The sequence below is a fragment of the Acinetobacter sp. 24-47-39 genome, from assembly GCF_056783825.1.
Genome location: NZ_JBWYIP010000012.1, coordinates 1 through 13,355 on the forward strand (window position 1 = coordinate 1; position 13,355 = coordinate 13,355).

A 13,355-nucleotide genomic window follows, 5' to 3' on the forward strand; every position below is an offset into this window, starting at 1 on the left:
AACCAGTAAAAATCCACACAAGTTGTTCTTCATAATCTCTTAATGATCTTCTTAATGCTTCGTCAGCATCAAGCTAGGTCGGCTATATTACTCTTTATTTCTAAAGAGTCAACCAGTAATTCAAATTATTTTTAAACTTTCTTTCCAAAACCCAACTCAACCAATCTTAGCTAAATCACTGTTTTATCAGAAGTTTTAATCTTCATCACCGCCGATGGATGTGCATTATAGGCCATTTATTTTCTTACGCAACTACTTTTTCAATTTTTTCTATTTGTTTGTATAGTTAATAAACCAATGACACATTAACTATATGTTTTTTATATATAATTTTATTTGTATGAGCTTTTAACTCTTATCACTGTCTAAATAAGACAAAATCATTGCACTTAGTTCTCTCTTAAGCTGTTGTTCTGAAATAAGAAAATCATTGTTACTTACAAACCTCATCATTGTGAACAAGGTACTATTAATAATCACAAAAGATTTATGCTTAAGTGTTTCGAAGTCCCAATGACGATAGAAACGATTAAATACATATAAACCAACTTCAAAAAAATGCTTTTCTAGAACCTTTGCTGCTTCTGAATTATTGTAGCCATGCCAATGTTTCAGGACTTCAAAGAAGAAACCATTATCTTCTCTCATTACATCAAATCCGAATTGAAGACTAACATCGACCAAGGTTTTTAAATCCATTTCTTCTTGATTCATCGCCAGCGCTTTAAGTGACAAACCTAAGTTTTCACTCTTACGGCGTAACAATTCTAAAATTATCTGATCTTTATTTTCGAAATATTGATAGATAGAGCCTACGCTCACCCCTGATTTTTCAGATATTTTTGGCGTAGTGACTTGATCTAGGCCCATTTCAGAAATGCATATCAGAGTCGCTTCCAAAATACTATCGACTACCAGCTTTGCTCTTTGTTGTTGGGGTCTTTTTCTCATAGCTGCCATTCTAATAATGCGAATTGAATGCGAATAAATATTCATATTAATCTTTGATCAAACAATAACCAGATTAATTACACCATGTCAAATTTAAGCATTCCAAAACGTATGGCTTCATATGAGCGAATGAAGCGTAGCGATCTATTGTCTAAGCTTCTACATAAAATGACCGATCAAAACTTCATTCCAACTTATGCTGAATATTTAGAGTTAAATGAAAGTTTACATACGGGTGATGTGCCGATGGATCGCTTAATGGATTGGGTGATGACCAATCCACGCGAAAATCGAAAGCTTTTTGAAACGGCGTTATATCAAGGCTTAGATGCTCTTCCCAAACCAGTCCCTGAAATCAAAGCATTCTTTGATCTCGTGGAACAACAGCCTGTTTGGTTTGATCAAGAAAAAATTGATCGTGCAATTCAATTCACGCATCGTTTAGGCGCAAATGTCACTTTTATTATGCGTGATCTCGCCCTAATGACTGGATATCAATACCCTGGCTTCAATCAACCTTTGATTTTAACAGGTGCTCTAAGCAAATATGCAGGCAAGCGCTTAGCAGAAACGCATAAATGGTGGCTAGATGTTACTAAGCCGAATGGATTTCAACGCTTTAATGATGGCTTTACTTCAACAATTTTTGTGCGTTTCATCCATTCTTTAGTTCGCTACCATCTAAAAAAATCCAAAGATTGGGACTGGGATATTTGGGGAATGCCGATTAACCAATATGATCAGGCAATGACAAATATTGCTTTCAGCGGTGTGATGCTTTTAGGTATTCGAGCAATCGGTATTTTTCCAACCAAAAGTGAAGTCGATGCGATTATGCATTTTTGGAAATATACAGGCTGGTTAATGGGTGTTGACGAACAATGGCTGATTGATAAAGAGTCTGAAGGCTGGAAATTATTGCAATGGATGAATTATGCTCATCCTCAAGTGGATGAAAGTAGTCGTCAGCTTGCAGTAAGCCTATCCAAAGAACCATTTGAACGCGAATATAAACATTTTAAACGTTTCATGCAGAAAAAAGCCTACCAGAACCACTTAGACGTTACCCAAATCTTTATGGGCCGTAAAAAAATGAAAAATTTAGGGCTTAAACCTCGAATACTGCCGTGGTATCCACTGTACCTACTGACCAAAAATACTGTGATTTATGCTGGCGCAAAAAAAATACCAAAGCTTGATCTTTATTTACAGCGTAAAGGGCGATCACAACAAGAACAAGCTCTCGATTTATATCAAAATGCAGGAAAACAGCTGGCAAGTATGCATCAATAAATAAAAAACCGAGCTAAGGCTCGGTTTTTTCATGTATATTTTTAAGACATTCTTAATGTTGCCTCTTGCTCAGCTCGAAGTGCTGATGGAGAACGTGCTAGATAATCCAAAGCTTGTTGAGTATTACCTTCTTGCACTGGATGAAACTTTGGACTAAACCAACGGATAGTAGCTAAAGTTAAATGACTGAAGGTAGGAATATGATCAGTCTTACGGCTAATTTTTTCCATTTGCATAATGAGTCTTAAAGTACCCATATGTCTAAACTTACCTGCATCTTTATCTTGTTTCAAAATTGTTTTGCCGCCTTCAACCCAAACCGCTGCCATAATAGGGAAGATAAAGGTCATCAAAGCATTTTTTGAAATTTGAAAATTAAACTCTGATTCAAACATATGTTTAAACAAATCATACGCAACCGTACGATGTTCAACTTCTTCTGCAAGATGCCAACGGAATAGATCAGCCATGATTGGATCGGCTTTATCCAATGAAGTATTGTCCAAGCTCCACTGCCCTGCCACACCAGTATAGTGCTCAATAGCTGCAATCACACCCAGTCGGAAGATTAACCAACGTTTTTCACCAACCACTTTTTTCATCATTTTGATACCTACTGGATTTTCTCCTAAAAGGATTTCAAAAAGATAATGCATGCGTTGAATGAACGGCTTTACATCTAATCCATGTTGATCAAAATAAACTTGTGCGTGTTGATGAGTACGACCATGAATCGCCTCTTGTTGAATAAAACCTTTCACATCTGCTTTTAATTGTTCGTCTTTGACGAACGGTAAAGCTTTATTAAATACACGGCAAAACCAAAACTCACCCGCAGGTAAAATCATATGTGCTGTATTCAACATATGGGTAGAAACAGGGTCATTTTCAATCCAATGCTTTGGAATATGATTGAAATCAAACTTTACTTTACGACCATGTAGTTGATGAACTTGACTCATTGTTGTCATTTTATTATCCATTACATCTTTTTTATTATTTTTAAAATAATGATAACCTCATCACAATATCATTTAAGGACATTCATATTTTATGTCTGACAATTTTAAAGAAAACACCCATTCAGACGGCGATCTAAATGGGTGTTAGGCTTAATACGTCAAATAAACTGAATATGACTAGAACTTCATACTCACACGCGCCCAATAATTACGTCCTATATTAATAAATTGTTCATTCTGTGCAAAACCAAATCCAGCACTACCTGCTTTATTTAAGTGTTCCGTATAGACTTTATCCAGAACATTATCAATTCCAATACTCAAATCGACACCTTGATGAATTTGATAAGTGCCATTTAAAGACAGCGTTGAGAAACCTGAACTCGTTTTAAAATCCTTACCTACAATATTACCTTGATTAATACTGACACGATCCTGCCCATCTACCACACGCCACAATAAACCTAAGTTAAAGCGCTCTTGCACATATCTTAAATTTACACGTGCTTCCAGCGGAGATATTTGAGGTAAAGGTTGATGATCAGTTGTGTTTTTTCCCCAAGCATACATCGCACTAAGATCTGCCTGAACAGCATCACTAAATTGATAACCTATTCCAGCTTCTGCCCCTGCGATTGTCGCATCAACATTTCTAGAATCAGCAGCATTTTTACCATGACCAGTCATTTTTGCTGGGTCATAATTCAATAATATGAAATCATTAATCAAACCGGCATAAGCTGATGCCCATGAACTGAGTGCCCCGTGATTATGTTGGTATCCAACATCCAACTGTAAGGTTTTTTCTGTTTCTAAATCCTTGAAAGTAGCAACAGCATTGCCTTGGTAATCTGTCTTAAATAACTCCCAATAATCTGGTACGCGCTCTACATAGCCTAGACCAATATAGGTTTTAGCATCATGCTCTGGATGTTGATTTTCAAACCGTATAAAACCACTTGGTAATGTTTCCTGACGTTCTTGAACCATTTTTAAGTTTTTAATCCTAACTTGATCAACCCGAACACCTGTGACCAACTTATTATGATCATTCAATGGATATGATAATTCAGTGAACCCGCCATAAGATTGAAACTTCATATCCTCTGTCAGTGGAGTATTCATCATTGGCATGCTTGAATGATACATTCCACCAGCATGTTGATTATTCTGAGTATCAACACCCGTAATGAATATTGCTTTATCCCACTCCATCGTTGTGGCTAAACGTGCATTCAAAGTACGACGTGTCACATTCATAGCGCGATCCGCGCCATCAACATCACGCAAACTAAAATTATCCATCACATGATCATTAAAGTTGTAATTGACTTGCGCCTCAACTTTTTTAACTACCTCTGAGAGATTCTTTTTCTCAAATCTTAATCCCAAGCTCTCGCGGGCAAATTTAGAACCATCCATATCTCGCCCAGCATATACAGCCTCACCATCAGCCTTACCGCCAGTTACCTCGATCCATGTATCTGCATTAGGTGTCCAGCCCAATGCTAAATCTGCATTCCATCGTTTCCAATCTGATGGCACGGTCGCCCCATTACCATCTTGATAACTATTTGAAACTGATCGGTTGCTATTGATTCGAATATATTTTTGTTCATCTCCTGCCGCTGCCTCAATATTTTGGTCTAAACGCCCAAAAGAGCCCATTAATACACTTGCCTGACCTCGATAATTTTTTTCATCATTCAATTGTTCTGGGCGTCGCTCGAAAATCACAGTGGCTGCTGAACCTGTGTTGGCATACTGCACAGTTTGTGGACCTTTAATCACCGAGATTCGATCATAGCTCTCAGGTGAGATATACGAAGTCGGTGAATCCATACGACTCGGGCATGCGCCTAAATTTTCAGTTCCATCTGTTAGAATTTTGATTCGTGATCCAAACATTCCACGAAAGGTCACATCACCATTCGTACCTGCACCACTATTTACGCTGCTAAACCCTACAATACTTTGTAAGTAATCTGCGCCATCCGACGCAGGAATAGGCTGAATGGGTTGCTTCGGGTTTGCCCGTACAATCAAGCCATTAGCATCATTACCTTGTAGAGCTGTAGCAACAATTGGCGCTAAGTTCGTCGTGTGTGTATCAGGTGTTGTATTTGACGCTGTAGATTGGACTTCAGCAAATGAAGTTTGCGAAATAAAGGCAATGGAAATCGCAGCCGCTAGTGGCTGTAAATAGAATTTTGGCTGAGCCATGATATATTCACTCAAAATTTAAATATGACAATGCTAGAGTCATTCAAGACCCTAAAAATAAAGACAACATTTAAGAAAAGAGTGGTGGTGCCCGACCTTGAGGTAAAAGGAATAAACGCTGTAAGTCGAAATAAATATGTTTGAACGCTTTTTGGAATGCGATCAAACGTATATTCAAACGTACAAAAACTTCTTTAACATTCAGCTCAGGTGGCAAAATCAAATTACCAAATACAGTACAGTATTGGCATTGATGGTTTGGGTCATGATGATCGTGCCCACTATGCGAGGATTCAACATAGCGCTTAGACTCATGATGTTCATGTAACGCATGTGAAGTGGAACCATGATGAGCATGATGAGCGAGCGTTGTAATACTAGAATGATTAGGCTGTTCGAATAAGGCACGGGTGATCGTTTCGCAGACCGGCGCAATTTGATATTGCGCTGGAAGCAAAGGCTGAAGAAAAACAGCGATCTGTAATAATACTGCTGCGAAACTCAGCAGCAACCCATTGCGGAACAAATTGTCATTCCAAATAAAATTTGAGCAATTATAACAAAGCCCAATCGAAATTGGGCTTTATCAATATATTTAAAGTTCTTAGAAAATTAACGCTTTACAGCAACTTTTTCTTTTTGACGCTGACGAACGACTTTTTCTACCTTTTCACGCGCTCTTTGGCGTTTTAAAGGAGATAGATAATCAACAAATAATTTCCCGTTCAGATGATCCATTTCGTGCTGGATACATACTGCCAAAAGACCATCAGCTTCTAATTCAAAAGCTTGCCCTTCTAAATTAATTGCGTCAATTTTGACGCGTGACGGACGCTCAACTTTATCGTATATTTGTGGAACTGATAGACAACCCTCTTCATAAGGTTGGGTATCTTCAGTTAATGGGGTGACTTTAGGATTAATAAAAACCATCGGCTGATTTTTATCTTCAGACAAGTCCATGACGATAAGCTGAATATGATGATCAACTTGGGTTGCAGCTAGACCAATACCTGGTGCTTCATACATGGTTTCAAACATGTCTGCAGCAAGTTGACGAATTTCATCCGTCACTTCCTCTACAGGTTTGGCAATAGTACGCAAACGGGGATCAGGAAAACTTAAAATTGGTAATAAGGCCATGCTGCTCCTCACCGGCTATGCCATTGATCTTAAAAATTAAATGAAGTTAATGCTTCATCAAATAATACGTGTAATATGCGTATTATAGCGCAAATAGATACATAATTTTAGGAATTATGATAATGAAAAAGGTTTTCAATGGCATGGCTTTTTCACATGCTCTGGGGTTAAAGAAACGCTGCCTTTCACTTGCAATTTGCATTAGTGCGGGCTTGTTTACCGCGCAAATGACACAAGCCAGTCCAAATGTAAGCCCACCATCGATTAAGGCCGGTGCTCCTCACGTTTATGTGGTCAAAAAAGGCGACACTTTGTGGGACATTTCAGGTAAATTTTTGCGCTCACCTTGGCGTTGGAAAGAAATTTGGGCATCCAATAAACATGTCAAAAATCCACACTGGATCTACCCAGGTGATCGCTTACTACTCTGTACATTAGATGGGCGTCCACTGATTGGTAAAGATGAAGGTGACGGTTGTGAAGGCGTTATTCGTCGTCATCTTGGTGCTATCAATCTAAAACCTCAAGTACGTGTTGAAAGCTTAGGGAATACCATTCCAATTATTCCCTTGGATGATATTCAACCTTGGCTAGAAAGAAGTATTATCGTTGCGCCTGATGCTTTGCAAAGCACACCTTATATTCTCGGTTCGGCAGATCGTCGTATCGTTGCTGGGGAAGGTCAAACAGTTTATGCACGTGGTCAAGGGATTAACCCTGGACAAAGCTACGGTGTTTATCGTGAAGCTGAACCGTATGTTTTCTTAGATGAAAAAGGGAAAAAATACACAGGTGCACTTGAACTGATTGAGGTAGCTACTGCAGTCGCTGTTGCCAACGAAAATGAAATTTCAACCTTAGAGCTTAAACAAAGTTTTAATGCCGAAGTTCGTCGCGGTGATTACGTTTTACCTAAATTTCAAAATGAATTACCAAGCCTCTTCTATCCAACGGCAACAACGGATATTCAGCCAGGCGGTCAAGTGATTCGTGTTATGGGTTCTATTGGTACAGCAGCTCAACATAGTGTTGTCACCATTAACCGAGGAAACGTTCACGGTGCAAAAAATGGTCACGTGTTAAGTATTTTCCAACAAGGCGAAGTGGTTAAAGACCCGAAGACCAAAGAAAATATTCAACTGCCTAATCAGCGTGTGGGCAACTTAATGATTTTTAAAACTTTCGATCAATTAAGTTACGCTTACGTGCTAGACAGCGCACTTCCAATTAAAGTAGGTGCTGTATTAGAACCATCACCAATGGTTGAAAATTAAAATTAGGTGCGGATATGTTGAACGAGATTAACGACCATCAGTTGGCTTATATTAAACTCTGGTATCTCGTTCAACATTCACTCAGTGCTTATCAAAAACTTGTTCAGCATTTTGGTTCAGCTCAAGATGCTGTACAGAAAAATCATCTAAATCAATGGCATCAGCTCAACTTACATAAAAACCATATCGAGCGTGCATCTCAATTTTTCTCTGATCAACAGCAACAAGAATTTGAGCGAATTCTGTATCAAATTCATCAACATTCTGATTTTATACTCACTGAGCAAGATCCAGACTACCCTCAGCAATTGATGCCCTATCATGACCGCCCCCCAATTTTATTTGGGAAAGGTAAAGCACAACATTTATCTGAAGCACAAATTGCCATTGTTGGAAGCCGTAAACCAAGTCCACATGGCAAACAAGTCGCATATGATTTTGCGTATTATCTGAGTGATCAAGGTTTTTATATCACGAGTGGATTAGCACAAGGGATTGATGAAGCAGCCCATCAGGGTGCTTTGCAACATGGCAGAACAATCGCCGTTATCGGTACAGGATTAGATTTAATTTACCCATCACAAAATCGCCCATTACATGATCAAATCTTGAAGCAGAACGGGACCATCATTTCTGAGTTTTTACCCGGTACAAAACCGCTTCAGCATAATTTTCCACGCAGAAATAGAATCGTAAGTGGCTTAAGTTTAGGAATATTGGTAGCGGAAGCTCAATTGGGCAGTGGTTCATTAATTACGGCCCAAGCTGCTGCAAATCAAGGTAAAACGACCTTTGCAATTCCAGGTCATATTTATAGTGAATTTCATCAAGGTTGCCATCAGTTGATTCGTGAAGGTGCCATCTTAGTTGATCATCCTGATCAGATCATTGAAGATTTAGCCCTGCCGACTCAATGGCAACATCAACAAGCATCTCTGTCACGAAAAAACAATCCTAATGAGTTCCAAAATGACGAAATAGTTCATTCAGTAGACCATCCAAAGTTAAGTAAGTATGAGGATGATGAGCATTCGATTCCTATACATCTGTTAGCTGTATTTCAACAATTAGATTGGGTTGGACGCGATCTCGATCAAATTGCTGCAACCCTTGATTTAGACACAGCGACACTCACCAGTCACTTGATGGAGTTAGAACTTTTAGGACGCTGTATTCAACAATCTGGGTTATACCTTCGTTGCCGTAATTAAAATTAAGGTTCACAATAGTCTTTTAATCAAGAGAATGGTGAACGCTTATGTTAACAACCTCAGTTGCTGAGGCTGCTCAATGTCTAAAACAAGGTCAAGTTTTGGCTTATCCTACAGAAGCAGTATGGGGCTTAGGTTGCGACCCTTTTAATGAAAATGCTTTTAAAGAAATTTTAAGATTAAAACAACGCCCTATCGAAAAAGGGGTGATCTTACTGGCTGGTCAAGTCAGTCAGGTTGAACATTTATTATCAAAGCTTCCTCAAGACCGCCGTGATGCGGTAATTGAAAGTTGGTCACAAACATCTTATCAAGATCGCGCCACAACATGGCTTCTCCCTGCTGATGAGCAAATACCACTTTGGATTCGAGGCAAACATCCTAAGGTTGCTATTCGAGTCACCAACCACCCTCTTTGCATCGCACTGTGCAACGCATTTGATGGGTTTATTGTTTCAACCAGTGCAAATCCTGCTGGTTTAGACCCCGCTCGCTCATTGCAAGAAGTCAATCAGTACTTTGGTGCTGAATTAAATTATTTAAATGGAGATTTAGGCCTGAGCCAAGAACCTAGCCGAATATTAGATGCAGAAACTGGTGATGTCATTCGTGCTTAAAAAGCATGATATGCTGAGACTTAAAACTTATTATTTAAGACAAAAAAAAGCTCAGTCATAAAGGTATTGACTGAGCATATAAAAGGATGTGCTAATCACATCCAGAGGGTTCAGAAATTCATCTGTACAGAAAAAGAGTGTATTATCGCTTTCTCTGCAGTACGCATATTATGCTACAAAAAAAAATATTACACAATTACTAAGACTTAGAGTTTCAAATCATCATTTTTCTTATAAAGATTATTTATTAGTTCAATTGATATAATTAAGTACCTATTTTTAATTATTAATTTTACTTTTTAAAAAGCCTAATGATAGTTAATTTAGATCAATAAGCTTTTATAGATTTTAAGTATAATAAAAAAATAAATCGATTGTCTGTTTTTTAAACACTCTTAGCCTTTATGAATGAAGTTTTTTTCTGTGCTAAAGCAATACCTATCAAAATCCCGATTCCGCCTAAACTGTGATAAATCGTCCATGCTTCTTTTAACCAAACATAAGCAATGATGGCGGTAAAGATTGGCATTAAGTTCATAAAGATGCTGGTTCGATTTGGGCCTAAATGTTGAACAGCCAACATCCATACTAACGGCGCAATAATCGAAGGGAAAATTCCCGCATATAACACACTCAAGCCGTTATCCAGATCAATTGCATCGAGACCCAATACGGCAACGAATGGTAAGTGGTACAACACTGCAAAACCAATCTGAATATAAAGACTAATCATTAAAGGGAGCTCGAGTTGCCACTTTTTGAGAAATACACCATAAAAAGCATAGAAGAATACCGCGACGATCATAATCATGTCGCCCCAATGCCCACCCAGATGAATCAGTGTATCTAGACGCCCCTGACTGATAACATAAATCAGGCCGATAAATGATAAAATACTACCCACCACTGCAAATCGAGTTGGAAACTCTTTTAAAATCATCAGTGAAACAAAAATGGTGAAAATTGGAATAAAGGCATTAATTATGCCCATATTGGTTGCAGTCGTGTAATGTGCTGCGGTGTAAGCTAACCCCTGATAAAGCACCATACCAAATGCACTCAGCACTGCTAATTTCACTATATTTTGTCGTACCAAAGTACGCTGTTTGATGACTTTAGGTAGAATAAAGGGTGTTAAAATCAAAAAGGCAATAATCCAACGATAAAAACTAATACTGACAGGTGAAATATACTCTGCAACATATCGTGTAATGGCTATATTCAACGACCAAATCAATACAGCAATGACTGGCAATGATAGAGCCCAGAGCAAATGCTTTTTTTCAAATGTCATATTTTCATCCTAATTTTTATTTAATCGTTAAGATCAAGATTTCATCAATTTTTAGACTTTTTCATTCCATGAAACACACCCCCCTCATTGTTAATGACTGCAGAACAGCCATCTAAGTCTAATATTTTTACTTAAAAAATTAAGTAGAGTGCTGTTCTATTTTAAAACACTTTTCACTTTTTTACAGGGATTCCTCTACAAAACAACACTAGAAGCTGTGTGTGAGCTATGAGATCGTAAATGCTTGAATTTTCCCATCAACGGGTTAACTGAATATTTTTCAATGTGCTTCATCGTGAATGTGAGTGCATTGAACCGAGCATATAAAAAGGATAAATTATGAAAAAACTTCTCATTGCATCACTATGCACTACAGCTGTTTTTCTAACCGCTTGTGATAAAAAGTCTAACGATCAATCCTCACCTACTGCCGCTGAAACAGTTCAAAGCAATACATTAAGTACCAATGTAAATGCAGATATTCAACATGACTTAGATTTACTGGATCAAATTTCAAATACAAAAGCTCAAGAGGCTTTGGCATTTCAAAACGAAGTGACACAAGCTGCGCAAAACAATAATAAAGCTGAATTAGACGCAGTGGTTGAGAAGATGGATAACTATGTGGATCAATTTAATGATGATCTAGACAAACTTGCGCTCAAAAGTACTGAAGGTGCATCTCTTCGAGATAAAATGAAAGAATCGAATGAGCTTGGATTGGACCTCGCAGAAGCAGGTGTTAAAGAAAAGCCTGATATGAATGAAATCACTGAACTACAAAAGAAAGCTGTTGAGTTACAACAAAGCTTATTACAGGACATGCAGAATCTTAAAAACCAAGTCGGGACAAAATCTTAACTCATAAAGCAGGCCGTCAGGCCTGTTTTTTTTCACTGTAGACACCTTGGTGAGATCTATATGCCATGGTATTTTCAATCTACATATTTTAAGTACTTTATGATTAGGACATTGAAATGGCTTCAGTTTATAACATTCCAGTAAATAGAATTCAGGGTCAGGCTGTTGATTTATCGCAATACGAAGGCAAAGTATTATTGATCGTGAATGTAGCATCTAAATGCGGCCTTACGCCACAGTACGAAGGTCTGCAAAAACTCTATAGTGAAAAAAAACAACAAGGATTCGAAATTCTTGGTTTTCCTTCCAATGACTTTCTTGAACAGGAACCAGGAAGCAATGAAGAGATTGAACAATTTTGTTCAGTGAATTATCAAGTGGACTTCCCTCTTTTTGCGAAAATTCCAGTGGTTGGGGAGAATAAACATCCGCTATATGAAGCTTTAACAAATGCCATTCCAGAGCGTCTTGGTGAGGGGCCTTGGCGGAAAGATCTGGTTGATTATGGTTTAACGCCTAATAATCCCCCTGAAGTATTATGGAATTTTGAGAAATTCTTAGTTTCAAAAACAGGGGAAGTCGTTGCTCGTTTTGCACCAGACATCACTGCAGATGATGCGCGTATTGTTGATGCAATTAATGCTGAACTGGCGAAATAATCTCATCAAGATCAAGTGACGATCTTGTCACTTGATTATTTCTTATTCAATTCAATAAATATCTTCATTAATCTGTCAAAATCATAAGTTACTCTTTCACATCAAAATTTTTGTTATTGCTTTGCAAATATTCAGATTTAACTCATATTTGTATCGTATCTTGGAATGAAGTGATTAACGATTTGGTTTTATTAATGAAAGTATTTCAAAGCATTATTACCCCTTTTGCATTATTTGGCTTCGGTCTCGTGATGTTAGGTTGTCAACCGCAACCACAACCCGATCAAGAAAAGGAATCAACAGCAGCTAATGCTGAAGAATCTTCTCCTGTCCAAGTCACTGATCCAGCTGACTTAAAGTCAGGCAATATGTTTTATATTGTACGTGATGTGGCAGATGTACAGCTGAAAGCAGGTGGATATATTGAGCAAATTCAACAGCTACAATCTGATTTAGAAGAAGCTGTAAATAATAAAGATCCACAAAAGTTAGATCAGTCAGTGCAAAGTTTGAAATCTCAATTACTGGGCTTTAACGATGCGTTGACAGGACTTGACCTAAAAAGCCAAGAAATTGCCCAGATTCGTTCTAATATTTTAACGGCAAATGAAAATGTATTAGCTTCACCATTACTAAACGGCCAAGTGAATTTAAACAACATCGATTTTGCAGCTTTAGAAAAGCAAATGGGTAATATCCAAGGTGAAATGGTGAAATTAGCCAGTATGCTTTTGACTCAGTCCGGATCATCTACAGAAAATAATCGAGCCGAGGATTGATATACATTATTCTCACAAAATAGAGATGGTGGAGTGAGGGATTTCTCTTTAATTTGGATCTTAAATAATTCAAATATCATGGAGTCGG

At 37.9% G+C, this 13,355-nt stretch carries 13 protein-coding genes; 7 read left to right on the plus strand and 6 right to left on the minus strand.

Translation table 11 applies throughout. The features are described from left to right. Positions 1-348: 348 nt before the first annotated feature. Entirely contained in the window at positions 349-951 is a 603-nt protein-coding gene (locus AC1M9C_RS11235; RefSeq protein WP_035268244.1) for a TetR/AcrR family transcriptional regulator, read from the minus strand. A gap of 84 nt (positions 952-1,035) precedes the next feature. Between AC1M9C_RS11235 and AC1M9C_RS11240 the strand changes: the two genes are divergently transcribed. Then, a complete protein-coding gene (locus tag AC1M9C_RS11240; RefSeq protein WP_035268237.1) occupies positions 1,036-2,244 on the plus strand; it encodes an oxygenase MpaB family protein in 1,209 nt (402 codons plus the stop codon). 41 nt (positions 2,245-2,285) lie between these two features. On the opposite strand, the gene AC1M9C_RS11245 is transcribed toward AC1M9C_RS11240, so the two are convergent. From AC1M9C_RS11245 to def, 4 genes are all read right to left on the minus strand, one after another. After that, positions 2,286-3,215 carry a metal-dependent hydrolase gene (locus tag AC1M9C_RS11245; RefSeq protein WP_035268234.1) on the minus strand — a complete coding sequence of 310 codons (930 nt, stop codon included), beginning with the start codon at positions 3,213-3,215 and terminating at the stop codon, positions 2,286-2,288. Positions 3,216-3,383: 168 nt separating this feature from the next. Further along, positions 3,384-5,429, minus strand: coding sequence for a TonB-dependent copper receptor (locus AC1M9C_RS11250; protein ID WP_481953708.1), 2,046 nt, complete (start codon positions 5,427-5,429; stop codon positions 3,384-3,386). Positions 5,430-5,499: 70 nt separating this feature from the next. Beyond that, positions 5,500-5,970 carry a DUF2946 domain-containing protein gene (locus AC1M9C_RS11255; RefSeq protein WP_481587762.1) on the minus strand — a complete coding sequence of 157 codons (471 nt, stop codon included), beginning with the start codon at positions 5,968-5,970 and terminating at the stop codon, positions 5,500-5,502. 71 nt (positions 5,971-6,041) lie between these two features. Then, on the minus strand, positions 6,042-6,572 hold the full coding sequence (gene def / locus AC1M9C_RS11260; RefSeq protein WP_035268228.1) for a peptide deformylase: 531 nt from the start codon (positions 6,570-6,572) through the stop codon (positions 6,042-6,044). Positions 6,573-6,694: 122 nt separating this feature from the next. Between def and AC1M9C_RS11265 the strand changes: the two genes are divergently transcribed. The 3 genes from AC1M9C_RS11265 to tsaC are packed head-to-tail and all read left to right on the plus strand — an operon-like array spanning position 6,695 to position 9,674. Then, positions 6,695-7,846: a LysM peptidoglycan-binding domain-containing protein gene (locus AC1M9C_RS11265; RefSeq protein WP_179999911.1), complete on the plus strand. Its 1,152-nt coding sequence runs from the start codon at positions 6,695-6,697 to the stop codon at positions 7,844-7,846. Positions 7,847-7,860: 14 nt separating this feature from the next. Continuing rightward, positions 7,861-9,057, plus strand: coding sequence for a DNA-processing protein DprA (gene dprA / locus AC1M9C_RS11270; protein WP_481587698.1), 1,197 nt, complete (start codon positions 7,861-7,863; stop codon positions 9,055-9,057). Between the two features lie 47 nt (positions 9,058-9,104). Further along, positions 9,105-9,674 (plus strand): L-threonylcarbamoyladenylate synthase type 1 TsaC, encoded by a 570-nt coding sequence (gene tsaC, locus AC1M9C_RS11275; RefSeq protein WP_035268223.1) that lies wholly within the window; start codon positions 9,105-9,107, stop codon positions 9,672-9,674. A gap of 385 nt (positions 9,675-10,059) precedes the next feature. Here the strand turns inward: tsaC and AC1M9C_RS11280 are convergent, their stop codons facing one another. Next, the gene (locus AC1M9C_RS11280) at positions 10,060-10,968 is read right to left on the minus strand and encodes a DMT family transporter (RefSeq protein ID WP_481953709.1); all 909 of its coding nucleotides are present in this window, start codon (positions 10,966-10,968) and stop codon (positions 10,060-10,062) included. A gap of 339 nt (positions 10,969-11,307) precedes the next feature. Between AC1M9C_RS11280 and AC1M9C_RS11285 the strand changes: the two genes are divergently transcribed. From AC1M9C_RS11285 to AC1M9C_RS11295, 3 genes are all read left to right on the plus strand, one after another. Beyond that, the gene (locus tag AC1M9C_RS11285) at positions 11,308-11,829 is read left to right on the plus strand and encodes a hypothetical protein (protein WP_092767874.1); all 522 of its coding nucleotides are present in this window, start codon (positions 11,308-11,310) and stop codon (positions 11,827-11,829) included. A 116-nt stretch (positions 11,830-11,945) separates the two neighbouring features. Beyond that, the gene (locus AC1M9C_RS11290) at positions 11,946-12,488 is read left to right on the plus strand and encodes a glutathione peroxidase (RefSeq protein WP_481953710.1); all 543 of its coding nucleotides are present in this window, start codon (positions 11,946-11,948) and stop codon (positions 12,486-12,488) included. A gap of 194 nt (positions 12,489-12,682) precedes the next feature. Beyond that, a complete protein-coding gene (locus AC1M9C_RS11295; RefSeq protein ID WP_481953711.1) occupies positions 12,683-13,267 on the plus strand; it encodes a hypothetical protein in 585 nt (194 codons plus the stop codon). Positions 13,268-13,355: the final 88 nt, after the last annotated feature.